The 25,479-nt window shown below is 40.4% G+C and carries 26 protein-coding genes and 3 pseudogenes; 10 read left to right on the forward strand and 19 right to left on the reverse strand.

The annotated features are described in order from the left end of the window. Positions 1-4 precede the first annotated feature (4 nt). From ACIQCE_RS03890 to ACIQCE_RS03925, 8 genes and pseudogenes are all read right to left on the reverse strand, one after another. Positions 5-1,354 (reverse strand): lysine N(6)-hydroxylase/L-ornithine N(5)-oxygenase family protein, encoded by a 1,350-nt coding sequence (locus tag ACIQCE_RS03890; RefSeq protein WP_400493671.1) that lies wholly within the window; start codon positions 1,352-1,354, stop codon positions 5-7. After that, positions 1,329-1,883, reverse strand: coding sequence for a GNAT family N-acetyltransferase (locus ACIQCE_RS03895; RefSeq protein WP_400493672.1), 555 nt, complete (start codon positions 1,881-1,883; stop codon positions 1,329-1,331). The genes ACIQCE_RS03890 and ACIQCE_RS03895 overlap by 26 nt, the downstream gene beginning before the upstream one ends. Then, on the reverse strand, positions 1,880-3,661 hold the full coding sequence (locus ACIQCE_RS03900; protein ID WP_400493673.1) for an IucA/IucC family protein: 1,782 nt from the start codon (positions 3,659-3,661) through the stop codon (positions 1,880-1,882). The genes ACIQCE_RS03895 and ACIQCE_RS03900 overlap by 4 nt, the downstream gene beginning before the upstream one ends. Continuing rightward, entirely contained in the window at positions 3,658-5,157 is a 1,500-nt protein-coding gene (locus ACIQCE_RS03905) for a pyridoxal phosphate-dependent decarboxylase family protein (protein ID WP_400493674.1), read from the reverse strand. The genes ACIQCE_RS03900 and ACIQCE_RS03905 overlap by 4 nt, the downstream gene beginning before the upstream one ends. Next, positions 5,144-6,490 (reverse strand): aspartate aminotransferase family protein, encoded by a 1,347-nt coding sequence (locus tag ACIQCE_RS03910; protein ID WP_400493675.1) that lies wholly within the window; start codon positions 6,488-6,490, stop codon positions 5,144-5,146. Before ACIQCE_RS03910 ends, ACIQCE_RS03905 begins: the two co-directional genes overlap by 14 nt. A gap of 331 nt (positions 6,491-6,821) precedes the next feature. Then, positions 6,822-7,061, reverse strand: a complete 240-nt coding sequence (locus ACIQCE_RS03915) for a hypothetical protein (protein ID WP_400493676.1) — start codon at positions 7,059-7,061, stop codon at positions 6,822-6,824. A gap of 63 nt (positions 7,062-7,124) precedes the next feature. Then, entirely contained in the window at positions 7,125-7,703 is a 579-nt protein-coding gene (locus tag ACIQCE_RS03920) for a GNAT family N-acetyltransferase (protein ID WP_400493677.1), read from the reverse strand. Between the two features lie 17 nt (positions 7,704-7,720). Continuing rightward, positions 7,721-7,831, reverse strand: a pseudogene (locus ACIQCE_RS03925) (AraC family transcriptional regulator); the annotation flags it as partial. Between the two features lie 11 nt (positions 7,832-7,842). On the opposite strand from ACIQCE_RS03925, the pseudogene ACIQCE_RS03930 reads away from it, so the two are divergent. Further along, positions 7,843-8,262: pseudogene (locus ACIQCE_RS03930) on the forward strand (MATE family efflux transporter); the annotation flags it as partial. A gap of 44 nt (positions 8,263-8,306) precedes the next feature. On the opposite strand, the gene ACIQCE_RS03935 reads toward ACIQCE_RS03930, so the two are convergent. The 4 genes from ACIQCE_RS03935 to asnB form a co-directional block, all read right to left on the reverse strand. Then, positions 8,307-9,152, reverse strand: a complete 846-nt coding sequence (locus ACIQCE_RS03935; RefSeq protein WP_400493678.1) for a phytoene/squalene synthase family protein — start codon at positions 9,150-9,152, stop codon at positions 8,307-8,309. Beyond that, complete coding sequence (locus ACIQCE_RS03940) at positions 9,145-10,620, reverse strand: phytoene desaturase family protein (RefSeq protein ID WP_400493679.1); 1,476 nt, start codon at positions 10,618-10,620, stop codon at positions 9,145-9,147. The genes ACIQCE_RS03935 and ACIQCE_RS03940 overlap by 8 nt, the downstream gene beginning before the upstream one ends. After that, complete coding sequence (locus tag ACIQCE_RS03945) at positions 10,617-12,134, reverse strand: phytoene desaturase family protein (protein ID WP_400493680.1); 1,518 nt, start codon at positions 12,132-12,134, stop codon at positions 10,617-10,619. The genes ACIQCE_RS03940 and ACIQCE_RS03945 overlap by 4 nt, the downstream gene beginning before the upstream one ends. A gap of 147 nt (positions 12,135-12,281) precedes the next feature. Further along, the gene (gene asnB, locus ACIQCE_RS03950) at positions 12,282-14,123 is read right to left on the reverse strand and encodes an asparagine synthase (glutamine-hydrolyzing) (RefSeq protein ID WP_400493838.1); all 1,842 of its coding nucleotides are present in this window, start codon (positions 14,121-14,123) and stop codon (positions 12,282-12,284) included. Between the two features lie 154 nt (positions 14,124-14,277). Here asnB and ACIQCE_RS03955 point away from each other — a divergent pair, with 154 nt between their 5' ends. Further along, the gene (locus tag ACIQCE_RS03955; RefSeq protein ID WP_400493681.1) at positions 14,278-14,805 is read left to right on the forward strand and encodes a DUF2777 family protein; all 528 of its coding nucleotides are present in this window, start codon (positions 14,278-14,280) and stop codon (positions 14,803-14,805) included. A 38-nt stretch (positions 14,806-14,843) separates the two neighbouring features. Here the strand turns inward: ACIQCE_RS03955 and ACIQCE_RS03960 are convergent, their stop codons facing one another. From ACIQCE_RS03960 to ACIQCE_RS03975, 4 genes and pseudogenes are all read right to left on the reverse strand, one after another. Next, positions 14,844-15,212 (reverse strand): YisL family protein, encoded by a 369-nt coding sequence (locus tag ACIQCE_RS03960; RefSeq protein ID WP_400493682.1) that lies wholly within the window; start codon positions 15,210-15,212, stop codon positions 14,844-14,846. 93 nt (positions 15,213-15,305) lie between these two features. Continuing rightward, on the reverse strand, positions 15,306-16,211 hold the full coding sequence (locus ACIQCE_RS03965; protein ID WP_400493683.1) for a fumarylacetoacetate hydrolase family protein: 906 nt from the start codon (positions 16,209-16,211) through the stop codon (positions 15,306-15,308). Continuing rightward, positions 16,192-16,809, reverse strand: coding sequence for a hypothetical protein (locus ACIQCE_RS03970; protein WP_400493848.1), 618 nt, complete (start codon positions 16,807-16,809; stop codon positions 16,192-16,194). The genes ACIQCE_RS03965 and ACIQCE_RS03970 overlap by 20 nt, the downstream gene beginning before the upstream one ends. A gap of 28 nt (positions 16,810-16,837) precedes the next feature. Beyond that, positions 16,838-16,888: pseudogene (locus ACIQCE_RS03975) on the reverse strand (hypothetical protein); the annotation flags it as partial. Between the two features lie 205 nt (positions 16,889-17,093). On the opposite strand from ACIQCE_RS03975, the gene ACIQCE_RS03980 reads away from it, so the two are divergent. The 8 genes from ACIQCE_RS03980 (at position 17,094) to ACIQCE_RS04015 (ending at position 20,542) form a co-directional block, all read left to right on the forward strand. Further along, entirely contained in the window at positions 17,094-18,185 is a 1,092-nt protein-coding gene (locus ACIQCE_RS03980; RefSeq protein WP_400493684.1) for a CotH kinase family protein, read from the forward strand. A 125-nt stretch (positions 18,186-18,310) separates the two neighbouring features. Beyond that, positions 18,311-18,472 (forward strand): aspartyl-phosphate phosphatase Spo0E family protein, encoded by a 162-nt coding sequence (locus ACIQCE_RS03985; protein ID WP_400493685.1) that lies wholly within the window; start codon positions 18,311-18,313, stop codon positions 18,470-18,472. A 115-nt stretch (positions 18,473-18,587) separates the two neighbouring features. After that, positions 18,588-18,809 carry a spore germination protein gene (locus ACIQCE_RS03990; protein WP_353856175.1) on the forward strand — a complete coding sequence of 74 codons (222 nt, stop codon included), beginning with the start codon at positions 18,588-18,590 and terminating at the stop codon, positions 18,807-18,809. A 14-nt stretch (positions 18,810-18,823) separates the two neighbouring features. Further along, the gene (locus ACIQCE_RS03995) at positions 18,824-19,054 is read left to right on the forward strand and encodes a spore germination protein GerPB (protein WP_400493686.1); all 231 of its coding nucleotides are present in this window, start codon (positions 18,824-18,826) and stop codon (positions 19,052-19,054) included. 31 nt (positions 19,055-19,085) lie between these two features. Then, on the forward strand, positions 19,086-19,700 hold the full coding sequence (locus tag ACIQCE_RS04000) for a spore germination protein GerPC (RefSeq protein WP_400493687.1): 615 nt from the start codon (positions 19,086-19,088) through the stop codon (positions 19,698-19,700). Continuing rightward, positions 19,697-19,873 (forward strand): spore gernimation protein GerPD, encoded by a 177-nt coding sequence (locus tag ACIQCE_RS04005; RefSeq protein ID WP_353856178.1) that lies wholly within the window; start codon positions 19,697-19,699, stop codon positions 19,871-19,873. The genes ACIQCE_RS04000 and ACIQCE_RS04005 overlap by 4 nt, the downstream gene beginning before the upstream one ends. Continuing rightward, entirely contained in the window at positions 19,873-20,256 is a 384-nt protein-coding gene (locus ACIQCE_RS04010) for a spore germination protein GerPE (protein ID WP_353856179.1), read from the forward strand. The genes ACIQCE_RS04005 and ACIQCE_RS04010 overlap by 1 nt, the downstream gene beginning before the upstream one ends. A 67-nt stretch (positions 20,257-20,323) precedes the next feature. Next, a complete protein-coding gene (locus ACIQCE_RS04015; RefSeq protein WP_400493688.1) occupies positions 20,324-20,542 on the forward strand; it encodes a spore germination protein in 219 nt (72 codons plus the stop codon). 49 nt (positions 20,543-20,591) lie between these two features. Here the strand turns inward: ACIQCE_RS04015 and ACIQCE_RS04020 are convergent, their stop codons facing one another. Genes ACIQCE_RS04020 through sbcD form a run of 3 tightly spaced genes read right to left on the reverse strand, consistent with a single transcriptional unit; the run spans position 20,592 to position 25,479 of the window. Continuing rightward, positions 20,592-20,891 (reverse strand): HNH endonuclease, encoded by a 300-nt coding sequence (locus ACIQCE_RS04020; RefSeq protein ID WP_400493689.1) that lies wholly within the window; start codon positions 20,889-20,891, stop codon positions 20,592-20,594. Positions 20,892-20,911: 20 nt separating this feature from the next. Further along, on the reverse strand, positions 20,912-24,307 hold the full coding sequence (gene sbcC / locus ACIQCE_RS04025) for an exonuclease subunit SbcC (RefSeq protein ID WP_400493690.1): 3,396 nt from the start codon (positions 24,305-24,307) through the stop codon (positions 20,912-20,914). After that, complete coding sequence (sbcD, locus tag ACIQCE_RS04030) at positions 24,304-25,479, reverse strand: exonuclease subunit SbcD (RefSeq protein WP_400493691.1); 1,176 nt, start codon at positions 25,477-25,479, stop codon at positions 24,304-24,306. Before sbcD ends, sbcC begins: the two co-directional genes overlap by 4 nt.

Here is a 25,479-nt window from a genome sequence, read left to right on the forward strand (position 1 = left end):
CTCCTTAACCTTTGATTTCCTCAAATGTGTTCGCCTTCTTATGTGTACCAAATGTCTGGAAGACATGCTTTTGATAAAGTGGATATACTGTTTTATGAGCAAGTTCATTTATAATGACGCTGTTTCGGTAGGCTCCGAGTCCTAAATCTGGTGCTCCGACCCCATGTGTATGAAGCTCTGCATTTTGCACGAAGATGTCATTTTCGCCCATCATTTTTGTTTTCAAACGATACTCACGTTCTATTTGGAATCGTCCCTGATCATCCCATTCAATATGATGGGCAATCGGATCAATAAATGACGGCAATACCGATTGATAACCAGTTGCTAAAATGACGATATCAGTTTCATGTGTAAATGATTCTTCTTTTACCCATTGTGAGCAGGAAAGCTTTAAACCGCCCGCTGTTTCCTCAATCAAGTTGACCTCCGTCATCGCTTGAAGCACTGTGTTCAATTGTTCCCCGCAGGCAGATCGCTCATAGAGTAAGTGATAAATATCACGTATCATCGCAGAGCTGATGCCTTTATAGAGTAAGTCTTGCTGCTTTAATAATGCATCTTTTTTTGTTTGCGGAAGCTCATAAAAGAAATCAATATAGTCTGGAGAGAAATACTCAAGACCAAGGTTTGAATATTCCATTGGGAAAAAACCTTTAGACCGAGTGAACCAGTGAATATCCTTCGCCTCATCCTCTGATAAAATGTCATAAAATACTTCCGCAGCACTTTGACCAGAGCCGATAACAGTCACTGACTTTCCTTTAAAAAAACCTTCTTTCTTTCGATTTAAATAATTCGCAGAATGAAACACACGATCTCCTAAAGCTGGCTGAAGCGATGCTGGTACTGCTGGTTGTGTGCCAATACCTAAGACGAGATGCTTACTTTCATACACATCTACCGTCTGATCTTTCATATGACGAACATGCACTTCAAACCGCTTTTCTCCTGCTTTCTCAACGAAAGAGATCGATTCTACATTCATACCAAATCGGCACGAATCTAATTGCTCAGCTACCCAGCGGCAGTAATGACTGTATTCCTTACGCGGAATATGAAAGTTTTCTAAGAAGTAAAAAGAATACAAACGATTTTGCTCTTGCAAATAGTTTAGAAAGCTATATTTACTTTGGACATCTGCCATGCTGACAAGGTCTGCTAAGAAGGGAACTTGAAGTGTTGTGCCTTCAATGAGCATTCCAGGATGCCAATGGAACGCTTCACTTCTTTCAAAGAATAAAGCGTTAATGTCATTTACTTCCTCAGATAATGCGGCAAGCCCTAGGTTAAATGGACCGATGCCAATACCAATTACATCCACTACATTATTTTGCTTGTTGAACCGCGTCATGGTTATACTTCCTTTCAAATCGATCTCGATCGCAAAACATCAAAAGACCTGTTTTATCTGGTAAATTTACTGGTTTCACCCGCTCGAAGCCGCATTTCTCAAAAACATGAATCATTTTTTCATTGCGAATATCAGGTTCGGCAACGATCTTTTCCGTTCGTTTGTTCTGCTGAAATTGAAATTCTGTCATCGCACGCAGCAATGGGGCAGCAAATCCTTTTCCGACATATTCTGGCTCCCCTATTAAGAGATGAATTCCTTGATCATGCGGAGCCGAATGATAATAGGATTCAATCACATCTCCTTTGACATTGTACGCCTCAAAATAGCTCATCGGTATCCCGTCAATCGTTCCTAAATAAAGGGTTTGGTGGGGATCATGAATCGCTTGATAAAAATGCTTTTTAAAAGCAGGAAAGGGAATATTCAGATGCCAAAAAGGATGAACATAATCTTCTTGCATCCACTTGTGAACAAGACGGACGTCCCTTTCATATTCAGCGCGAATGAATTCAATACGATGCCTCATCCAATCAGCGCCTCCTTATGCATAAAAAGTGGATTGGGCACAGATGTGTAACGAGATTGTGTTTCTAATGAACCTGTCAGCTCGTCCATATCTTCAAATCTTGTCAGCAAATTGGCTTTAGAAGGAAGTTCCTTTGAACGGAGAAGACTATTTGTAAGCTCAGATGCACCAAATTGCTGTTCATGAGCAAGCAGCGTATTTCTAACAAGTGAGAGCAAATGTTCTTCCCTTGCTAGCCCTTCTGCTCCAAACCCGTTAATCAAACCAAATAAATGATTAAAGAAGAAGTAATAACGCAGCCTCTCAACAGCTACAGCATCTGTACAAATGGTTTCACTTCTGACGCTCAAATGTTGCACAAGATTTGCGAGCTTATCCTTTTTGGATTCACTATAATAGTAGCCTTGATTATCACGATAATAGAATGTGTCTGGGTATCCATCCTTTAACTGGACAACGGCATTTTGCTGATGAGCTTCCAGTGCAAGACCATATGTTTCAAATAGCCACAGCATTGGCTCTAATGAAATGGTTAAATATCGTTTAAACCAATCCTTGCTGACTACCTCTGTTGATCTGCCTTCTTTTTCAGCCAGATCATGAATGACACCTGCTAAACGTGATTTCCCCCCATAGGCATGATCTTGACATAATCCAGCGATCAAACTGGCTCCTTTTTCATTGTGTAAAAATGGATTTTGACGAATCACCACTTCAAATCCAGATTCAGCTTCATCTCCTCGGATGGATAGATATGCAGGATCTTCAATCACACGAAAACCTGAAAATTGATCGTATAAAGATATCCCTAATTCCGTTTGCAATAGACGAGACATTTCAACACCACGATCGAGTTCCTTTTGTTTGTTGACTCGAAGAGAATTCGTAATTTTCACAGGTACTGAGAATTTCAGCATGTATGCTGAGTCTTTTTGATAGACGGTTCTAAAGGAAGATGTTGCTGTGTAATCAGCGCCAAGCGGTCCTAAATACGCCAGTTTCCCTTCCTCCATATAGCGGTGAACAAATTCCTTCTCCATCACCACCTTTACTTGGAGTGGATGGATTGGTATGAGCACATATTCCCCATTCTCAGTCAGCGTCTGAAGCCTCTCTCTTTCTTCTGGCATTTGGCGCTCAAGTTCATTAAGCATCAAGTTTGCTGCAGACTGTGATTTAGAGGAATCCTGCAGCACAATAGAATGGTGCGCTTTAAAGTAATGAAGTTGAAAAGTTCCTTTCAGTTCAGGAGAATAGACTGCTTCCTCTGCCTCTGTCATCCCTTGTCTGCTCTTTGGCGTAGGGTGCGTCAAATGTCCAAGGAGAAGCGACTGCTCCGCTTCAATATACTCAAAATCAGCTTGAGAAAGAGCCTCCCGATCACTTTCCCTTTCTCTCATAAAACGCTCAATATTTCGGCAGCTCAAAATGATGCGAAGCATGAACTCATCCTCTGCATCTGTGCGACCGTACTCAATGAGAAGTTCCTTTGAACATAAGGCAACAAGTGTGGTGTAATCTAATACAGTTCCTTTTTGATCACTGCCTTGTGGTCGAAAGCGAATTGGAAATTCAAAAAGATGACGACCTACAGGTGAAAAATAGCGTACGGGAATCACCAATTCAAGATCTTGCTTTGCTAGTTCTGTGACGAATACAACCGATCCGTCCGCTCTTGTCTCTTTTTTTGCTGTCTGATCTGCTCCCGTTTCACGCAGAAAGCAGTTTAAAAAGCTTTGCATTGTTGCATTTTCAGCCATTTGTTTATATTGACTCAATTTAGTACCCTCCCGGATTGAATATGAGCGATCCCGATATCAACGATGTCAGAAAGGATTTCCTCAATATGTTTGATTGTCGTTCTCGGATTTAATAAAGTGAATTTCAGGCATGTATGACCATTAACGACTGTTTTCGCGACAACTGCAGAACCTGTTTGAAATAATGTACGATGAATCAACTTGTTTATTTCATTAGCTCGCTTGTCATCAATAAATCGGAAAACAACCGCATTGATCTCTGGCTTTTGATTGATCACTTCAAGATCGTCATGCTGGTCAATCAGAGAAGCAACATCATTTGCAAAACGAATGGTATGGTCAATGATGTCACCGAATCCTTCCTCACCAATGAGCCGAAGAGATAGAAGCAATTTCAAAGCATCAAATCGGCGCGTTGTTTGTACTGACTTATTCACAAGATGAAGAATTCCCTCGATCTCATCTTCTTTCGGATTGAGGTAATCTGCATGGTAATCGATCAATCCAAAATGTCTTTTATCCTTTAACAAAAACGCCCCACAGGAGATGGGCTGATAAAATTGTTTATGAAAATCGACAGTGATCGAATCAGCCAGTTCAATGCCAGCGAGCTTATCTCGATAGGCATGGCTTAGTACAAGTGCTCCTCCATAAGCTGCATCAGCATGAATCCAAATGCCATATTTTTTAGCGATGTCGTAAATGTCACTCACTGGATCGATACTGCCAAAATCAGTTGTTCCGCAAGTAGCCACAATAGCAAATGGCAACAACTGATCTGCCTGAAGGTCAGCGAGTTTCTGTTTCAAATCCGTTATATTCATTCGATGATGCTCATCCGTCTCTACTAGAACCACTGCATCTTCTCCTAATCCTAGTTGGGAAGCTGATTTCTTAACTGTGAAATGTGCATTCTTAGAGCAGAGAATTCGCATTCGGTGAGCTTCCCTCGGTAAACCTTTCTTTTGAACATTCCATTGCCATGTGTTTTCACAAAATGAATCTCTAGCAAGCAGTAGCCCCATATAATTAGATTGTGTTCCGCCGCTAGTAAAAGTCCCATCTGCCATATCTCCATAAGAAAACTTTTCACATAACCACTTGAGGATTCGCTCTTCAACCAAAGAGGCAATGCCACTTTGGTCGAAAGAATCCATGGATTGATTGAAGGAACTAACTATTACCTCTGCTGCAAGTGCAGGAATAAGAGGTGGACAATGAAGGTGTGCTAAGCATTTCGGATGAGACACATTGACTAAATGAGGCAAGAGATGGTCTTTTACATCTTGAAAGACCGATTCAATTGCTTCTCCAGACGGTTGAAATTGAAATAATGATTCGACACTATCTGCTAATTTCCCAGGCAATATTCCGCTATATGGTCCTTTGCCCTTTTTCCATTCTGTAAGCAAACTGTCGATTGATGTATGGAGTGCTGTTTGAAAAGCTTCCATCCCTTGCTGACTTTGGTTCATAAATAGTGAATCGACAGTAGTAGGCTTAGTTGACTGCATCGTAAACTGCCTCTTTGAAAATAGTGATGACTTTTTCAAGCTGCTCTTCTGTCATGATCAGTGGTGGTAAGAATCGAATGACACTCCCAAAACGGCCTCCTGTTTCAACAATTAAGCCTTTATCGAAGCAGTTTTTCTGTATCAAACTGGCTAGTTTAGGATTCGCCGGATAACTTCCATCCACATCCTGCTTCTCATCTGGATTGACCACTTCTACTCCTATCATTAACCCTCTTCCGCGAACATCACCTAATGCAGGCACTTGTTTTTGGATGTCTTTTAAGCTAGCCTGCATACGCTCTCCTAACTGATCGACATGATCCAGCAAGTTTGTTTCTTTGATAAATTTAAGAGTGGCAGTTCCAGCAGCCATCGCCATTTGATTTCCTCTAAATGTGCCAATATGTGCTCCTGGATTCCATTGATCTAAGTCTTTATCATAAATCACAACTGAAAGCGGAAGACTACCGCCGATTGCTTTTGATAGCACAATGACATCTGGAACAATTCCCGCATGTTCAAAAGCAAACATCTTACCCGTTCTGCCAATTCCTGTTTGGACCTCATCAATAATGAGCGGAATTTTTTTCTCTTTTGTAATCCGTCTCATTTCTTTCAACCATTCAACTGATGCTGGTATCGATCCTCCCTCTCCTTGTACAGCTTCAAGAATCATACCTGCCGGAGGAAGAATCCCACTTTCGGGGTCATTTAATACTCGTTCAATATAGGAACTGGAAATGCGGTGTGAATCTTTCCCGCCAATTCCAAATGGGCACCGGTACTCATACGGATAAGGCAAGAAATGAACATCTGGCATTAATCCTTGCACTTTTTCCTTTGGAGATAAATTCCCGCTTAATGACATCGTCCCATGAGTCGCGCCATGATACGCTCCATGGAAAGACAGAATCGAACGATTCCCTGTCGCTGTCTTGACTAATTTAATTGCTGCTTCTATCGCATCACCGCCAGTTGGTCCACAAAATTGGATTTTCGCTCTTTTTGCAAATTCCTTTGGCAGACTAGAAAATATCTCATTGACAAATTCTTCTTTAATTTCTGAGGTTATGTCCAACGTATGCAAGGGTCTCTTTTCATGAAGCATACGCTCAATGGCTTCTATGACAACCGGATGATTATGACCTAGCGCAAGCGTTCCTGCTCCTGCCAAGCAGTCATAAAACTCTCTGCCATCAGCATCTGTCACAATCATTCCTTCGGCTTTTTGCATAGCTAATGGGAACCGTCTCGGGTAAGACCTTGCATTAGATTCTCTTTGATTTTGCTGCTCTAAAAACTGCTGATTTTTAGAAACGGTTTTGATGGACATAATAAAACACTCCTCCAATTGATAAAGATTATCATTTTCATTTACTAGACTAGAGGATATGAGATATTAAAGTCAATTGATTTTAAAAAGATGATACGAAAAGCATATGAATACAAAATTGTCTTCTTTACGAGCATTTTCGATTTCATTCAAGGAACATCTACTGTCATAAGGACAATGTTCGGATTGATCGCATTAGATATTGAATAAAAATTACAAATCGTTCTTCCTGGTTCTTTTGTTCTACACAATGTTGATGATTTATTTATACAGTCAAGTGGTAGGATTTCATGTCTTAATTGATTAAAATGGTTATGATGGTATAATTTAACTAAAAGAAAGAGCCCTTCCTCATGAAGGACTCACTTAAAAAAGAATCATACCAATCAACACAGCAATCAGCATTATGAGATAAAAGAATGGTCCAGCCACGTCCTGTTCTTTTCGTTTTAATGAAATAAATACCGAGTGTAAACAAGCCAAATAGAAGCCCTAAAATAGACCATAGCCATTGATTTTTTCCATTCTTAGGCGCATCCACAAACATATAGATCGCTACTAAGATACACAAACCAGCCAGTAATCCAAGTCAATTCGTTCGTCTATGTCTATTCACTCATACGCTACTTTTGTCTTAAAATGTGAATAACGATGATTCAGACGAATTGTGATGCAGGAGGCTTTGCCATTCCTCTCTTAACATTCCGTACCGCATCGCATCATAATATTCTCCTTGATAATAGCGCACCTTTCGCAGTCTTCCCTCAAGAGTAAATCCACATTTTTCTGCACAGCGTATCATACGTTTATTGCCAGACCAAGTGGTAAGACCTATTCTTGGGATATCGATTTGAGAAAATAACTGATCTATCCATAAAGATAACGCTTTTGTTCCATACCCTCCATTCCAAAAGCGTGAGTCGTAAATGATGATTCCGCATTCAAGCCAGCGTGTACGTTCATTCTCCCAGTAATAAGAAACTGTTCCTTTCACCTCACCATCTATCACAATTCCTAATAGTTTTGGAGGGAAGGACTCATCTTGCAAGTATCGTCTCTTAAATTGAGGCAGCGGAATTTCATGTTCATGAAAATAGGGTGCATTCCACTTTCGATAGGTCTGGTCAGAAGCTTTAAATCTTAAATGCCAAACAACTTCTAGATCAGTTTCATTTAATGTTCGTATTGTCACAAGATCATCTTTTTTCCCCATTATCTTTTCACGTTCCTTTACTTTGTCGTTCTTCTTGCAAGATGACGGTATTGAATAGGCGTTATCCCTTCACTTTGCCTAAATAATTTAGAAAAATAAGTGGGGTCGTCAATTCCTATCAAATCTGCAGCGAAAGTGTTTGATGATGTGCATTATGCTGTTTGGAGCAGCTACCAGCCAAGGCACACCAATTTTAATCGGCCGTTATATTGGAGCGAAAGAATTCAATGATGTCTATTACGGTGTATGAAGAGCTTGTACTAGGCAATTGCGATATCCCTACCTTCGTCATCTGCTTTATCTTTATCATCGACGCACTTGCTTGCTTTTTTCACTAGCAACAGCGATATTATTCACATTGCAGGTATGCTACTCATGTTGACAATTATTTTAGAACCAGAACGCTCTTTTCATATAAACCCTACTAGGTATTCAGTTTGAACTAGGACTTATCGGGGGGTGGATTTCCTTTATTGTGGATGAATGGGTGAGAGGAATCTTCATGTATAGACGATGGCGTTCAAGAGTATGGACTGAGGACGGCTTTTCTTCCACATAAAAAGGACTGCAAATTTTTTCTTGCAGTCCTTTTTTTCATGATGTTCAATGATTAGTGATATCCTCTAAAATAAGTGCCTTTTCCTGCTTTGAAATAAAAGATCTTTGCGTGAAGACGCGATACTCATTCTCTCTTATTTTATCTAAAATAGCCTTATAAAAATAAGCAGCCGCCTTGACTGACATCCGTGAATAGAGCGGGAATTCATGAAGTTGATCAAAAAATTCCTCATAGTAAGCCTCAGCCTCAAATGCAATGTATTCCCACACATGCTGAAATGCTTGATTGACGACTCCTTCTTGCAATTGTTGCTCTGTATACCCAAATTGGTCTAGTACTTGCTTCGGTAAATAGATACGATCTCTTTGCGCTACATCCTCCCCAATATCACGAAGAATGTTTGTCAATTGCATGCCAATTCCTAATGAAATGGCCGCTTCTTTTAGTCGTTCCTTTTTACGCGGTGCAATGATTGGAAGCAGCATTAATCCGACGGTGCTTGCCACATGATAAGAATAGATGAGGAGTTCATCTAACGTTTCATATCTTTGTTGCTTAAGGTCCATCTCTTGCCCTTGCAATAGATCACGGAACGGAGATTCATCCATATCGAACTCTTGAAATGTATACTCTAATGCAACCCACATTGGATCATCTCGATCTACATCCCTATTTAAGAAACGAGCAAATGACTCCTGAAAAGATGCCAATTCTTCTTTTGGTGAAGGTGACTCATCCACAATGTCATCAGCTCTCCGGCAAAAGGAATAGACTGCCCATACCGCCTGTCTTTTCTTTTTGGGTAGCATGGAAAACGCACGGTAAAATGTTTTCGAATGTGTTTGAATGGTCTCTTCACATGCTTTCAGTGCTGTTTGCACATCAACCACTTAGCTTCACTTCCTTTCTGTCGTTCAAGTCCTTTAGCAGTACAGAAGCCATCAGCTTAGCACTTTGCATCACGATCGGTACTCCGCCACCTGGGTGGATAGAAGCACCTACTGCATAAATGTTTTCCGTCTCTTGAGCCTTCACTTGCGGCCGAAATACACCGGATTGAAATAAATTAGGTGCAAGGCCAAAGCTGCCTCCCTCAAACAATCCTTCTCGCAAGGAATCATTTGGTGTTTTTACCTTTTTCCAAACAATAGACTCTCGCAATTGCGGAAAGCCTCTCTTCTCAAGTCGATCTATCATCTTTTCAACAAAATCTGTCTCCTCAGCCCAGTTGATATGATTCCCTGATGGAACTGGAATGAGCATGTATAGAACACTGCAATCTTCTGGTGCAAGAGACGGATCAATGATAGACGGATTAAACGTATAGAACGACGGGTCTTTAGGGACAGATTTCGTTTGAAATACATCTTTCATATGCTGATCAAAGTGAGCCCCCATAAAGAATTGATGAACAGGTGCATTGCGATATATTTTATTTAAACCTAGATACACCATCACGCAACCGGAGGAAGGGACATATTTATGACGGTCTTGTTCATGTAAACCAAGCTGTTTTAAAGCCGCTGGATAATCACCGTTTATGACAAACGCATCAGCCGCTATTTTTTGACCGTTTACTAGCGCTCGAACAGCACGTTCTCCCTCAAACTCAAACTGCTCAACTGTCTGATTTCGCCTCACATGCACACCCATAGCCTGTAATTGATTCTCAATTATATCTACTAAACTCGCATAGCCACCTTTTAAATAGTAAATCCCGTGCGCATGCTCACTATAAGAAACAAGCGAGTAAATAGCAGAAGCCTTATACGGATTCCCCCCGACATAGAGTGTTTGAAGTGCGTATGCATCTCGCAAGCGTTCATCGGCAAAATATTTTTTAAGAGAGCTTCGGACCGTACGATATGCTTTTAATTTCATCAGAATTCTCATATTTTCTTTTGTGAAGAATGTTCGTTTTTCATGAAAAGATTTTTCTAGAAAAGCTTGCTGTCCTTCATGAAAACGAACGGTCATTTCTTCCATAAATTTAAGAAATCCTTGTTCTTCTTTTGGAAACACACGTCTGATTTCTTCTAACTGACGCTCAAGATCAGAATACTTCGTATAGGCTGTTCCATCTTGATATCGAATGGTGTACAGTGGATTCAGTTGCAGAAGATCAAGTGATGAAATATCAATTCCTACCTCATTTAATATCCCTTTTAACATGTCTGGTAGCAGGACAATGGTTGGACCTTCATCTACTTTATATCCATTCTCCCTTACAAAAGCAAGTCTCCCGCCAAGTCTCTCATTTTTTTCGATCAGGGTGACATCATGCCCAGCTTTTCTTAAATAGAGAGCTGAAATCATTCCGCCAATACCGCCACCTGCAACCAGTATATGTTTGATCATGAAGCACTCCCCTTTTCGTGATGTGGCATCATTTTTTGAGTTGCTTTCTGCTTTGAAAGAATGGCATTTGTCGTGATGCGCGCCGATTCTAAAATGGTCGGCAAACCGCTTCCAGGGTGTGTCCCCCCGCCCACAAGCCAGCAGTGCTTCAATTCATCAAATTCATTATGCGGGCGAAGCACCATCATCTGCGTTAGCTGGTGTCCGAGGTTAAATGTAGCGCCTTCATACACATAAAGATCTTCTTCCCAATTTTTCGGCGTGATCATCCGCTCGACTTCTATATGTTTTCTAATCTCTTGAAAACCGGTTTTTCGCTCAATCGTATCTAACACAAGTTCTCTGAATTCATCTTGATGCTTTTCCCAGTCTATACCGCTTTGATTATTTGCAACTGGCGCCAAAACGTACAACGTTGACTTTCCTTTAGGAGCGAGCGAATCATCTGTCACACTTGCATTTTGGATATAGATGGACGGATCATCTGGAAGAGCATATGTCTTTGTAATTTCCTTCACATTCTTAGCATAATCATCAGAAAAAACAATGGTATGATGCGGTTCGTCATACAGCTTATCTAAGCCTAAATACAACATAAAAGTTGAGCATGAAAATTTTTTCTTTTTCAATTTCTTTTCGCTAAATTTCTTCAAAAGACCTGGCTCTACAAGCTTCGTCATGACATGTGCAAAATCTCCATTGATGACAAGTTCATCTGCCTGTACTTCTTCACCTGATTCTAATCGAACACCTTTCACCTTTCTGCCTTTAGTGAGCAGTTTTTCTACTCCAGATGACAGGTGAATGGTCGCTCCCAATTCCACTGCTGCCTTCGCCATGGCTTCTGATAGCTGATTCACGCCGCCCTTTGGATGGAAAACACCTGTATCGTGCTCCATAAAAGAAAGGATAGAGAAAGCACCTGGGCATTCCCACGGTGACATTCCTAAATACTTTGATTGAAACGTAAATGCATATTTCACAGACTCATGTGAGAAATAGTTTGACAGCACATCATACAAGCTCTTATTTAATGATAGCTGTGGAAGTGCTCTTATCACTCTCAAGCGTAAATAATGATGAAAGCGGTCCATCTTACTTTGCAAAATCGGCGTAAGTCGATCCATCTTACGCTTTGTATCATTCATAAAGCGCAAATACCCTTCTCCTTCACCAGGTGCAAAGGCTTCTAACCGTTTGTACATTTCCTCTCTATCTCGAACCATATCAAGCTGCTGATCTTGAAAGATTAATCTATACATCTCTTTTAATTCAATCACATCTATATAATCATGAAGATTTTTACCCGCAAAGGCAAACAACTCCTCTGCAATATGAATCATGCTGAGAAAGGTAGGACCTGTATCAAACGTGAAATCACCAAGTTGAAACTTAGAGTTACGTCCACCAACAAAGGGCTGTTTTTCATATACATGAACATCATGTCCTTTGCTTTGCAGCATCATAGCTGCCGCAAGTCCCCCTGGTCCTGCTCCGATCACAATGATTTTCATTATCCTTTTTCCTCCAAATTAATTCACTTTAAGTTAATTATACAAATTAGAAATGTTAGATCAACTTTTGATGCGCTCTAAAAAAACGCATGTTATGTATTAAAAAGCCGGTTTTCTTTCATCAATTGCAAGAAAACCGGTTCTTTATTACGCTTCTACATCAATTCTATATGTTTCAAACCAATGATGAATCTGTGCTAGATGGGCGATCAGCTGCGGCCCCTTCATCAACTGTCCATACCAAGGAACATGGAAGGAAGCACCCTCAGTTTCAATGAGCTGTTTCAACTGGTGTGAATCTAGAAATTCATGGAGCGCAGAATCTTTATGCGCAAGGCATTCTGTTAACATCTGTTTGACCGCCTGAGTATAAGCTGGATGATGTGTCTTAGGATAAGGACTCTTCTTGCGATAAAGCACTTCATTCGGTAAAATTCCCTCTAATGCTTTTCGTAAAACCCCTTTTTCACGATTACCGTGCATTTTCATTTCCCAAGGAATATTCCATACATATTCCACAAGGCGATGATCAGCAAAGGGAACACGCACCTCAAGACTTGCTCCCATACTCATTCGATCTTTTCGATCAAGTAGTGTCGTCATAAACCAGATCATATTTAAGTAAAAAAGTTCTCTCCGTGCTTTATCAATTCCAGTTTCTCCATCTAAAAGAGGCGTTTCTGCCACTGTTTCTTCATATTTGCTGTGTACATATTCCTGAAGTGAAAGTTTCTTTTGCCATGAGTCTTGAAGGAGATGAATGCGAGCTTCTGTTGATCTCATCCATGGGAAACCATTTGTTTCATTCGCCATATGAAACCACGGATAGCCCCCAAAAATCTCATCTGCACATTCACCTGACAAGCCGACAACAAAATCCTTTTTAATTTCTCGGCAAAACCAAAGCAAGGAAGAATCAATATCTGCCATGCCCGGTAAATCTCGAACTTCAACAGCTTCCTTTAAGTAGGCGGCAAGCTCTTTTTGACCAATGATGCAGTGATGATGCTCGGTTTGAAATGCTTTGGTCATTTTATCAATCCATGGACCGTCAGCATTCGGTTGGAATTGACTTGCCTCAAAGAATTGGTCATTTCCTTCATAATCAATGGAATACGTATGGAGCGGTGCTTTCCCGATCTGTTCAAAGTGCTTGGCACTAATCGCTGTAATCGCACTAGAATCCACACCACCGGATAGAAATGTACAAACGGGCACATCAGAGACGAGCTGCCTTGTGACTGCATCGGTAAATAGATGCTTCACATGCTGAGCCGTCTCATCAAGTGAATCCGTATGATGCTGACTCTTGACATTCCAATATCTCCATACGCGCAAGCCTTCTGTCGAAAAGATCAATGCATGCGCAGGTCTAAGTTCTTTTATCCCTTTAAACACGCCTTGCCCTGGCGTTCTAGAAGGTCCTAACCCAAAGATCTCCGATAAACCAGCGTAATCTACTTTTGCTTTCATATCAGGGTGTGCAAGGAGCGCTTTAATCTCTGAACCAAATAAAAAGGAATGATGACGTTCCGTATAGAAAAATGGCTTTACACCAAGCCGATCTCTTCCTGCAAATAACAAATTTCGCTTACTGTCCCAAATCACAAAAGCAAAAATCCCATTCAAATGGCTCACACACTCTTCCTTCCACTCTGTGTAAGCATGAAGAAGTACCTCTGTATCAGAATGCCCAAGAAAGCGGTGACCTCTTTTTAATAATTCTTTTCGTATATCCTCCGTATTATAAAGCTCCCCATTGTATACAACTGTATACGCATGGTTTTGATGTGTATACGTCATCGGCTGCTTGCCGCCCTCTAGATCCACAACAGATAATCTTTTATGCCCAAAAAGAACATGCTCACTTTTCCACGTATTCGTATCATCTGGCCCTCTTTTAGATAATGTATCTGTCATTTGATTGATTACATGATCCTGTTGGATGAGCTGCTTTTTAAAGTCTGCCCAGCCTGTTATTCCACACATCATCATCAGCTCCCATCCGTTTTTCATCAAGTGTTCTCATTTAGCCTTTCTTAGTTTATGCATCGTTCTCTTGATAGTTGATTTGTCCTTTTTTCCCTTAGTATAGGACAAGCTAATTTGGGCAAGAAATTAAAGAAGAAAGGAGATGTTGCAAATGGAAAGCAGATTGAAGCATCTTCAACAAAGCAGCCAAAGATGGTGCAACGGTTACTTACTGCTTGAAAATGAACATTGTCTCATTGAAGATGAAGAAGGTGATATCATGATGCCAGAAAGTCTTCAAAGCCCCATGATTCTGATAAAAGAAAGCGGTTTATGGAGAAAAGGAGAATTGCTTGGAACTGTTATACTGCATGAAAACGGTCAATTGATCGATGTACAAGGCGGAGAAATCATTCAATATACGCAATCGATTGCCAAAGGCTGGCTTGATTTGCTGTTGTCCGTACCAGAGAACGTATTTTATCAAGTGATAGAAATATTAGAGCAGTATGATTTTTCCGTTTATGATTGCGTCTTCTCCTCCTTTCATCCTTTTCATCGTGCTTCTTTCTTTCAGTTTTCGACAGATACACATTCGCTGGCGCTTCAATATCATCGTGATTCAGCATCGGGTTTGATTCGCTTTGAGTGGACAACTTCTAGCGGTCACCGATCAATTTCTCAGTTTCATGTCACATAAAAAGGGCATTGCGTTGTTCATGCAATGCCCTTTCTATATTAAAAGATATGAAAACCGATTGGCAGACGCAAGCCAAGCAAAATGGTCACAATGGCAATCACGATAAAACCAATAAAAACACCCGTAACCGATTTCCCTTTTTTCTTCCGTACAAGTACCATTTCCATTAAGCCGATGACAAGAATACCAAGTAGCATTTTCCCGATATATTCACCTTGGAATCCTGGAATTTTCATTCCTATGCGAACATACAATTCTGCGCCTGTTGCAATAATAAGCAAGTAAAATAGTCGTACAATCATATGCATAATTTTTGCACTCTTGTCATTTTTACCCACTAATGCAAAGGCCACGAAAAATAAAATAATACCTAGCACCCACGCTGTAATATGTAAATGTGTTCCCAACTGTTATTTCCCCCTTTATCAGAACAAGTATCTTCATCATCGTACCATGAAATAAGTCGAACACAAAACGACAATCCTGTGTCAACATGCACTTTATTTCACGCGATTGGATAAGGTGCCGATTGGTTCAATGGTCACCTCAATATGATCACCTGCTGCTAAAAACTTTGGTGGTTCAAAGCCTTTTCCAACCCCTGAAGGTGTTCCCGTCGCAATGATATCCCCTGCTTCTAAAGTCATTCCTTTTGACAAAGTCGACACAATCTCCTCGATTGGGAAGATCATTAAATCTGTACTGGCAGACTGACGCACCTCTCCATTGACCTTAGTTTCAATATGCAAATCTCCGTGATGATCAATCACTGATTTATGAACGACATAAGGTCCCATTGGACAAGATGTATCCAAACTCTTTGCAATAAAAAATTGTTTATGCTTTTTTTGTAAATCTCTTGCGGTAATATCATTTAAAATGGTGTATCCAAAGATGTAATCTTTTACCTCTTCAGGCTGAATATTCTTACCCGATTTGCCCATGACAATAGCAAGCTCCCCTTCATAATCTAGTTCACTCGTCACATTTTCATGAAGTAAGACGTCGGCTTCATGTCCAATAACAGAGGTAGGGGCCTTCGTAAAGATTATTAATTCTTCTGGAATATCGGCAGCACTTCCCATCTCTATGACATGATCTTTGTAGTTCTTACCGACACATATGATATTTTTAGATGGCTTTGGAATCGGTGCAAGGAGTTTCACGTCCGCCAGCGGATAAATATAAGAGCCGCGCTCCTCTTCTTTTTTCTCAGCCCAATCAAGGAGTTGTTTGACATGCTCGACAAACTTGTCCCCAATCTTGACACATTCAGATAAAGAATTTGGCAAAGTCTCTAGTTCAAATAATTTCGCTTCTGCCTTCTTTACATCCATCACCCACTTATCATCAATGACGACTCCTATAAAAACGCTGTTGTGTATCTCACCTGTAAAAAACTTCATGCCTTCCCCTCACAATCTTCATTTTGCTTAAGTAATGATGTCTCAATTTTATTTCTCTACCAAATAAAAAAAACCCTTTTTTATCATACTCTCTTTTAAAAAGGGTTTCAAAAAACATGATTTTAAGGAAATGAGTATCAGATTTAACGGAAGCGTCGATACTCCCACATATTCCCTTGATCCCATTTACGATGAACATTTCCTTTGCTTCGAGCATGATGCTTTCTCTTTCCGCATCCTCTGCAAGAATGACTTCTGCTACGGTGATAGGATCGTTTAGATCGACGGCTTCGTTTGGAACGATGGCTTTTCTTATCATATGATCTGTGTTTGCTGCGACATGATTTTTTCGGTTCACTTTTTTTACTTCTGTACGATTTTTTGCTTCTGTATGATTTTTTGCTTTTACACGACTTTTCACTCTTCTTACTTTTCTTTGAGCAGCGGCTTTTTTTAGATCGATAGCTTTTGTGGCTTTTTTTGCTACGGTATGACTTGCGGTAGCCGCCTCCACCAAAGAACCAGTGACGGTATTTTTGAGATCGTTTGGAACGATGAGAACGAGATGATTTGTGTGAATGTCTCGACTCTGGTTCACGGTCTAGGTGATGATCACGTCCCTCACTTCTTAGTGACTCAACCGCATGTTCAATATGTGAATGATCAAATGTGCTCACTTACAATTCCCCTCCCAGTCTATTCTTTGACAAAACAAACAGACAAAACTGTTTATCTTTTCTTCTTTATGGTACGAGATTGAATAGACAAGTGTTCTTGGCGAATGCCTCTTTGTTGGAAAACTCCATGAATACCTACTCGGCGGGTACGGGACATTCCTATATATTCATATGGTAAAGAAGAGAATAGGAGGCTGATTCAAGCATGACCGCAGAACCTTTAAAAAATCTTGATATCTGGATTCATCCAAAGAATCTCATTGAATTGAAAAAGGACATATGGAATGATGAGCCCGTTGAAGCGATACTGAAAACTGGTAAAAGCAAGTCACATATCTATGCTTCATACCGCGGATCACACATTAGAAAACTGAAGAAAAAGTCGTATCAAATTGAATATCGAAAACCGAAACAAAGACAAGGCGAAGCCATCTTTCATTTAAACGCCGAGTACAATGACCCTTCCTTTATTCGGAACAGACTTTCCTTTTATTTCTTTGAACAGATTGGTGTGTTAAGCCCTGCTACATCGCATGTTTTTTTGACCATCAACGGGAGAAAAGAAGGCATTTATTTAAAAATTGAATCTGTTGATGAGCTGTTTTTTCAAAAACGCCAGCTATCGGTTGGCGGCATTTATTACGCAGTGGATGATGACGCCAATTTCTCTCTCCTCAGTTCGTTTGATAAAAAACCTAAAAAACACCTCCTTCTTGGTTACGAAAAAAAAGTGGGTACAACCGAACATGACGAGCGTCTCAGTGAGTTTATCTATTTTCTAAACACAGCAACAGACGACGTATTCGCAGCAAAAATTGAGCAGTATCTTGACGTGACACAATATTTCCTATGGCTCATTGGTGTTGTATGCACCCAAAACTTCGATGGGTTTGTTCATAATTATGCACTTTACTTGAATGAACATGGGAAGTTCCAAGTGCTTCCTTGGGATTATGACGCCACATGGGGGCGTGACATTCATGGAGAAGAAATGGCTTTCGACTATATTCCAGTGGGCGGTTTTAATACATTAACCGCTAGATTACTAGATATCCGTTCATTTAAAAAAGCCTATTATGCTCTTTTCCAAAAGGTACTGGACACACAGTTTTCAGAAGAACACCTTTCTCCAATGATAGAGAATTGGCATACATCCATTGAGAAACGGATAGAGGAGGATCCATATACGAAAGAAAGAAGAGACGCTTTACATGTAGAACGTGACCTCATACGGAAGTATATCAACAAAAGACGACAATATTTGCAAGCTGAGATTAGGAAAGAGGCATCTGACTGATAAGGATACTTTCGAATTTTGTCACTTTATTACTCATATTGACGAAACAGCTTTTTCCTTAGAAAAATAGAGTATACTAACCATATCCTTCTATTTGATAAAAAATGTGAGAGTTGGCGTCCGTTATGATCAATTATGAAATTGAACAAAAAAGATTGCATTTAATTGAGACTGCAAAAAAATTCGGTATGAACGCTGAAGAAACTATACGGTGCAGTCAAGAACTAGACACACTCTTAAATAAAGGCATTCAACACACCTCAAAAGATTGCTCGAAAAAAGGGTAAGCCATACACCTATTCCTCTAAACAAAAGACAATCACACATTGAAAGACCCATCATAAGCTATGGTGAAACGCCCAAAATCAAAAAGCCTTCATTTTATAAAGGATGTGCACCGCTATGCCGGCTATCGTTGGAGCCTTTAAAGTGAATGCGGTCGGAACGAGCGGAGTCGTTCATGTTGGAGACTGCATCACCATTTCTCCAAACAGTCAGGTTAAAACGTTTGCTGGAGCAGGCAGTTTTAACACTGGTGATCAATTGCGCATTAACAACTATAAAAGTGTGACAAATACGTACGACAGTGATGTCATTGATCAACCGCTTGTTGGTAACTTGTAAGGAGTGAGAATGCATTGAACTTCTATATTAATCAAGCGATACAGATTAACTATTTACGCGTGGAGTCTGTGAGTAACTCGTCTGTTCTGCAAATTGGGAGTGCTGGATCCATCAAGGCTCTTTCCAACCTGTATAACACGGGAAGTTATGTTGAACCAGCACCTGCAACAACAAGCACACAAGGAATTGAAGAATCTGAAGGAGCAAGCACAGCACCTTTTGTTCCGCTTCAGTCACCAACTTAAGTTCATCTGCTATCCCGGGAGGTGTATCTAAATGTATGACTACCAAGTCAATGTTTCGCAAATGTACGGCATGATTCAAAAGCAAACACAACAAATTATGATGCTTGAAAAAAAGCTTAACGAGCTTCAGCAGGAAATACAAATGATCAAAGATAAACCGACAACGAATATTGAACGAATTGATTATCAATTTGATCAACTGAAAATCGAGCGGCTGGAAGGCACATTAAATATTGGCCTCAATCCATCTGATCCTAACAGTGTTCAAAATTTTGAAGTAGGTCAAACAACCACGCCGGGAATTGGGATGATGCAGCAAGAAATGGCTGATCAATTTTTCAATCAAACACGTCAGCTTGTCGATTCTTTCTTAAATGAAGAAGCACCTGACCTTCTTGAAGAATTAGAGCAGCGATATGAAGGCAGTCTTGATGAAAGCAACAAACACCATATTATCGAAGACATCCGAAAGCAAATTGACAGCAGAATCAAATACTATGCGGGACAACTGCCGCAAAGGGAAGATATGACTCCACTGCAGCGTTCAGAGCAAATAGCTGAATACGTGAAGCATGATGTCAAAAGAGCGATTGAGCACTTTTTAACTCACATTCCAAATGAAATGAAAGGAGAGGAAAACGGATGAATTTCACAGTCGTCAACCGCAACATCGAGACTGGAAGTATTAAAGTAACTGGGGTTTCGTCCTCTTCATTATTTATCATTGGGGACACAGACCATGTACAATTATCTTCAATTTTTGATACTCCGCCAGAATCACTCATTATTGGTCCGTTTGTTCCTCTAGGACCTCGATAATGATGAAACGCACATCACAAGTGAAATTCTCAAAGGTGAATTCTGTCGGGATTTCTAGTGTGGTTCAAATTGGAGATACGCAAGAGCTATGCCCGAAAATAAAAGTTTTAGCTGTTCAAAGAACGATTAGCTTATTTTATAGCTATGAAGGGAATTTCAATGCAAAAGAATTCGAAGTATATTATCAGTCAATACCCAAGATGCTGCCAGAACGATCAGTCAGAACCGCATTTTACCATGAAAAGCCTGTTATTAAAGTTTCCTCGATACATGTAGAAGGGGTCTCTTCCTCTTCTATTTATCAAATTGGCTCTAGCTGTGAAATAAATGCTGTGGCGCGAGTGAAGCACATTCGAGAGCTATTTAGCAATGACGAAAATTAGCCAAACTCACAAATGGACCCACCTGCGCATATGATGGTGATATGACTTCGGATAAAGGATGTCGATTATGCCAGCAATTGTCGGACCAATTTACATTAACTCTATTTCTGGAGGCGTCGTAAACGTGGGTGATTCATTTTACCTTTCGCCTAAAAGTTCGTCAAAATCAGCTCTAGGTTCTGGAGCGGGAAATACCGGAGATTTTTTGATATTGAATAATGGCATTAGCGCAACCAACTATTTAGATCCTGACTTAAATGACCAGAATATGGTAGGCAATGCATAAAGCGACTCCTCTATACACTGATTTCACCTAGAGGAGTGCTTTTTTATGCTTATTTCTTTCTGCGTTGTCTTGATTTTTTTGTTTTGACCAGCCTGCTTGCCGGCTGTTTTCGAATCCATTTGATGTACGAAGTGAGCTTTTCATCTCGTCTCAACGCATCAATTGTATTTAAACGTGCCGCGAGCTCCTGATTTGTATATAAGGCATGCACTTGTTTATGGCAAGGGATGCACATGAAGGCAGTCGGGGAAAATGCCCCACCTTCCTCTCTTGGTGTTAAATGATGTTCCGTAAGCAGGACTTCTTGTCTTCCGCACAACTCACATAATCCAATTGTTTGCTTGACCATCCTGTCAACACCCCAAATGTTTACATCAATTCCATTGATACCGTTGTCCCTTTCCCGCTTGGATCTGCTGGATGGACAATCAGTTTTTTCGGCAGTCTCATCTTTAATTCTTCTACATGGCTGATCACACCAACTGCCAAGTTTTGCGACTGAAGCTTTTCTAGTGCAGTAATGACAGTATCTAATAAGTCTTGATCAAGTGTGCCGAATCCTTCATCAAGGAAAAAGAATTGAAGCGGGAATTCTCCTCTCAGCTGTATTTGTGCTGAAAGAGCAAGTGCAAGCGCAAGTGACGTCAGGAAGGTTTCCCCGCCGGACAAGCTTGACACTGGACGTCTGACCCCTCCATTTGCATCATCACGCATCACAAAGCCCCCTTCTGAGTCGACCTCTATAGCATATCTTTGTCTTGTCAAAATACCGAGACGAGCAGATGCATCACGGCTCACACTCTCTAACTGTTCCTCTGCTAAAAACTCAACAAAGGCATTCCCTTTAAAAACGGTTTGCAACTTATCAAGCCGATCAATTTCTTGTTGTAACTCTTGTAATTGTGCATGAATGCTTGAAAAACGTTGATGATTTGCTTCAATGACACGTAAATGTTCATTGGCGGAGCCGCTCATCGCTGCCGCTTCTTCCAGTGCTTTTTCTGCCGCTTCTTTTCTTAATTGGACGTCCGTCCACTGCTCTTCATCCAATGACTTATCTTTGAGCAGTTCAGAAATTCGCTTTAAGTTTGCTGCACATTGCTTCCTTTTATCCTCAAATTCTTCAATTTCTTGTTTTACCGTATGACGTACAGTTCGATCCATTAAGGCAGATTCAATCTCCTGCGGCTTGGTAAAGCTGGATGATTCTGTTTCTTTTTGCCATGCTGCTTCAGCTTCTTGATTTCGTCGCTTAGCTTCCTGCAGTTGACGCTCGCTACTTGAAAAATGACTCTGTGCCTCACTAAATAATTGCTGTGCCTGCTTTAATTTTTGGTATGATTGCTGTTCATTTTCATTCAAATGAGTTAATGATTGTTCAACCGATATCAGTTCTTCTGAAACAGATGAAGCTGTTAATGGATAGCGACTTAAGTCTGTTTCATATTGATGAATAATCTGTTGTTGGCTTTCTAGCTGGTGCTCTAATTTATGAAGCTCCATCTCTAAATCGTATATGTTTTTTTGCAGTTGCTCTTTTATCTGCTGTTTTTCTTCTAAAAATGCAATGCTCTTCTCAATACGTTCTTTAAAACCTTCAGCTAGTTGATCCTTTTCATCTATTTGCCTTTGCAAATCGTGTACTTGATTCATTGTAAAGTTTGGGAATGCCTGTTCAAATTGTTTAGTTTGATCTGCAAGCTCAGTTTGAAGCCCCTCAATCAGCTCATGTAATTCTTGGATACGTTGCTGTTCAAATTGCAACTGATCCTCCATTTTACTCATCTCTGCCGTTGTATGATGAGTATCATCCATTAAACGAGAAAGTTTACTCTCAATCCCTTGAATATCTTGTTTGATGCCTTTCCACTCTTGAATGATGTGATGCAGAGACTGATGATTTTCCACTGATTCAACTGCCGCTGCAACCTCCGTATCGGGGGCTTTTTGAGATAAAAAAGAGAATTGCTTGACTAAATGATTTGAGTGCGTTTCTAAATTCTGTTTTGCTACATACATCTCCCTAGCATATTCTTCTGCTTGTTTTAGCTCTTGATCAATCTTCTGGATGGCTTCGTCGATATGGGCAACGGTCTCCTCGTGCTCATCAGCTAGCGCAACCTGCGGATCATGATGAATTGACCCGCACACTGGGCATGGCTCACCATCCACTAGTTTTGCAGCCAATTCTTTTCTTAATTCTGAAGCTCTTGCTGCATCACGCTGTTTTAGCTTTTCGATTCTTTGATGATGCTCTTTTTTGCTCACATCTGCGAGCGCTCGTTCTAATTCACATACATAGAAATAAAGCTCTTCAATCGCCTGAAACGATTGGTCTAATTTTTCATGATGTTCTTTTTGTTGTTTTTGAAGCTTCTCATATACTTGTACTGCATATGAAGATCGCTTTTCTACTTCCTCAAGTTTTTGTTCTTCTTTTTGAATGTTCAGGTTGATTCTTTGAACATTCTCACTTAAACGCAAAGCATCCTGTACACTTTTCCTCTCTTTTAAAGGCACATGTAATTGCTCCAACTCATGTTTCAGCTGCGTTTGTTTCGTAAGAGCACGCTCTAATAAAGAATGGATATTTTCAGCTTCTTCTTTTTTGTGTGCCAATTGCTGAGTTTTTTCCGTTTTTTGCTGTTCCAATACCACCTTTTCCTGAAAAGCCGCTTCTTTTTTACGTTCGACTTCTTTTAAATGAATAAGCTGCTCTTTCTTTTGGAGAAGCTCTGGTTCAGTCTCTAATTTCTTTTGTCTATTACGCTCATACTCCTGCGTCATTTGATCATAAACTGTACGTTGCTGGAGTAGATTTTTTTCAGCTTCCTGCCTCTCTTTTACCGCTTGAGTAAGCAGGACTATAGATCTTGTTAATGCATCTGCATATGGCTTTAACATCTCTGCCTGCTGAGCAGTTTCGAGTTGTTTCTTTTTTTCTTCAATAGTTGGCGCAAGCAAGTTGATCTTGTTTTGTTCTGTTTTATATGCTTGCTGCTCCTCTTGATATTGCCATATCGCTTGCGCCTCTGTAAAAGCATTTACCGCTTCGTCCCGCGCCTGTTTTTTTTCATAAAAAACCGCTTTTGCTTGCTCAGCGGCTTCCTTTGCTTTTGCTAGCGCATCTGGTCCAGCCTCCCCTAAACCAGTAAGTTCAGCTAGCAGTTCATTTTTCCGTCCATATTCATGCTGGGCCTTTGCTCGCAAACGCTTGACAAGCTGATCACCATACTTTTCTAAATTAAACAAACGCTGAAGCATTTGACGTCTGTCTGCTCCTTTTAATGAGAGAAATTCAGCAAACTTCCCTTGAGGCAAGACAACTGCTCGCGTAAAATCATCAATGGTTAATCCAAGTAATTCTTCTATTTTACGATTAACTTCACTCGCTTTATCCGCAAGAACAGTTTGTGTATCGCTGATTTCAATAAGGCGGCATAGTGTTGTTCTGACTTTCATTTCATCTGCACGCTTGAAAGCACGTTCGACTTTATAAGAAATTTTATGCTCCTTTTGCAAAGCAAAAGTAAAAGAAACCGATAGCTTCTCCTCAGCTTGATTCAAAATACCGTGGGTATTATTCAAGGCGCGCTCGACTTTGCCATAGAGTGCTAGTGTCATAGCATCTAATATGGAGGACTTGCCGCTTCCAGTCGGCCCAAATATGCCAAACACACCTGCATCACATAATAAGCTGAAATCAATGGTTTGCTCTTCTCTGAAGCTATGAAGACCTTTAATGGTTAGCGTGATCGGCTTCATGTCGCTTCCTCCTCTTGCGTTTCATTTGCAAGCTCTAAAAACAGCTTTACTGTATTTTCATCAGGTAGTCCACCACCTGTTTGTCGCTCATAAAATTTAACAAATCGTTCTTCAATAGAGAGTTGGTCTTGTTTTTTTTGATCTTCAATTTGCTGTAATTCTCGGAACTTTGGTCTAATATGTACAAATCCACTATGCTGATTTCTTAACTGATGGATGTCTTCGATTGATAGTTGATCTGTTAAATGAACCTCTAAGTCAATCCAAGCATGAAGATCTCGTTTCTCATCTACCCATTTATGCACTTGACTTAACCCTTCAGTCGCCTTCCACTTCACAAGTGGCTTACCACTTGATAAAAACACTTCTTGCCAGCTTGCTTTTTCATTAGGTTTCGCATCCACAATTGTGACTGACTTGGCATAGCCTGATTCTGAAAAACTGTAGGCAAGTGGTGATCCAGAATAGCGGGCAATGGTTTTTGCACGTTTGATTGTTTGCGGACGATGTAAATGTCCGAGTGCGACATAACAAGCTTCTTCTGGCAGACTTTCAGCCGCAACTGTATAAGCACCTCCAACTTCAATCGGTCTTTCTGAGTCTGTTTGACTCCCCCCTGCTACATAAATATGGCTAGTCGCTATATTGACCGCATCTGGCTGGAATTGATTGCTTAAATGATGAAATAATTGTTGTATTTTCTGGTTGTAATGATCCCGTAGCAGTTTCTCATCAAATGTTTCAGCCAACACCTCGTTTAACCTCGCCTCTGATGGATAAGCAAGTGCTGCAATCAATAGACGTTCACTCGAAGAAGGAACGTCCACACGGATGAGGTCATTGGTTGGATATCCAATTAAATGAATTCCTCGCTCATTTGTTAAGGGAGATGCCGCCGATAGACGATCTGGATGATCATGGTTACCTGAAATCACAACAACCTGCCGCTTCCCTTTATCTGATAAAGCAGATAGACTTTCATAAAAAAGCTGTTCTGCTCTTGCAGGCGGATTGACTGTATCAAAGGCATCACCAGCCATCACAACCACATCAATTTGTTCGTCCTTGACGATTCTATACAATTCATCTAAAAATTCAGCTTGTTCATCAAGTCGGCTACGCCCTTCCAGTGTTTTCCCTAAATGCCAATCAGCTGTATGCAGAATCCTCAT

It is taken from the genome of Bacillus sp. NPDC093026 (assembly GCF_044754665.1).
Lineage (GTDB): Bacteria > Bacillota > Bacilli > Bacillales > Bacillaceae > Bacillus > Bacillus maqinnsis.

Excerpts from the sequence above, each read along its gene's own strand:
- ACIQCE_RS03890 (WP_400493671.1), bottom strand. The coding sequence starts at position 1,354 with ATGACGCGGTTCAACAAGCAAAATAATGTAGTGGATGTAATTGGTATT.
- ACIQCE_RS03895 (WP_400493672.1), bottom strand. The coding sequence starts at position 1,883 with ATGAGGCATCGTATTGAATTCATTCGCGCTGAATATGAAAGGGACGTC.
- ACIQCE_RS03905 (WP_400493674.1), bottom strand. The coding sequence starts at position 5,157 with ATGCAGTCAACTAAGCCTACTACTGTCGATTCACTATTTATGAACCAA.
- ACIQCE_RS03910 (WP_400493675.1), bottom strand. The coding sequence starts at position 6,490 with ATGTCCATCAAAACCGTTTCTAAAAATCAGCAGTTTTTAGAGCAGCAA.
- ACIQCE_RS03920 (WP_400493677.1), bottom strand. The coding sequence starts at position 7,703 with ATGGGGAAAAAAGATGATCTTGTGACAATACGAACATTAAATGAAACT.
- ACIQCE_RS03940 (WP_400493679.1), bottom strand. The coding sequence starts at position 10,620 with ATGATCAAACATATACTGGTTGCAGGTGGCGGTATTGGCGGAATGATT.
- ACIQCE_RS03945 (WP_400493680.1), bottom strand. The coding sequence starts at position 12,134 with ATGAAAATCATTGTGATCGGAGCAGGACCAGGGGGACTTGCGGCAGCT.
- asnB (WP_400493838.1), bottom strand. The coding sequence starts at position 14,123 with ATGTGTGGAATAACAGGCTGGGCAGACTTTAAAAAGCAGCTCATCCAA.
- ACIQCE_RS03955 (WP_400493681.1), top strand. The coding sequence starts at position 14,278 with ATGGAAAGCAGATTGAAGCATCTTCAACAAAGCAGCCAAAGATGGTGC.
- ACIQCE_RS03965 (WP_400493683.1), bottom strand. The coding sequence starts at position 16,211 with ATGAAGTTTTTTACAGGTGAGATACACAACAGCGTTTTTATAGGAGTC.
- ACIQCE_RS03980 (WP_400493684.1), top strand. The coding sequence starts at position 17,094 with ATGACCGCAGAACCTTTAAAAAATCTTGATATCTGGATTCATCCAAAG.
- ACIQCE_RS03985 (WP_400493685.1), top strand. The coding sequence starts at position 18,311 with ATGATCAATTATGAAATTGAACAAAAAAGATTGCATTTAATTGAGACT.
- ACIQCE_RS03990 (WP_353856175.1), top strand. The coding sequence starts at position 18,588 with ATGCCGGCTATCGTTGGAGCCTTTAAAGTGAATGCGGTCGGAACGAGC.
- ACIQCE_RS04000 (WP_400493687.1), top strand. The coding sequence starts at position 19,086 with ATGTATGACTACCAAGTCAATGTTTCGCAAATGTACGGCATGATTCAA.
- ACIQCE_RS04005 (WP_353856178.1), top strand. The coding sequence starts at position 19,697 with ATGAATTTCACAGTCGTCAACCGCAACATCGAGACTGGAAGTATTAAA.
- ACIQCE_RS04010 (WP_353856179.1), top strand. The coding sequence starts at position 19,873 with ATGATGAAACGCACATCACAAGTGAAATTCTCAAAGGTGAATTCTGTC.
- ACIQCE_RS04015 (WP_400493688.1), top strand. The coding sequence starts at position 20,324 with ATGCCAGCAATTGTCGGACCAATTTACATTAACTCTATTTCTGGAGGC.
- ACIQCE_RS04020 (WP_400493689.1), bottom strand. The coding sequence starts at position 20,891 with ATGGTCAAGCAAACAATTGGATTATGTGAGTTGTGCGGAAGACAAGAA.
- sbcC (WP_400493690.1), bottom strand. The coding sequence starts at position 24,307 with ATGAAGCCGATCACGCTAACCATTAAAGGTCTTCATAGCTTCAGAGAA.
- sbcD (WP_400493691.1), bottom strand. The coding sequence starts at position 25,479 with ATGAGGATTCTGCATACAGCTGATTGGCATTTAGGGAAAACACTGGAA.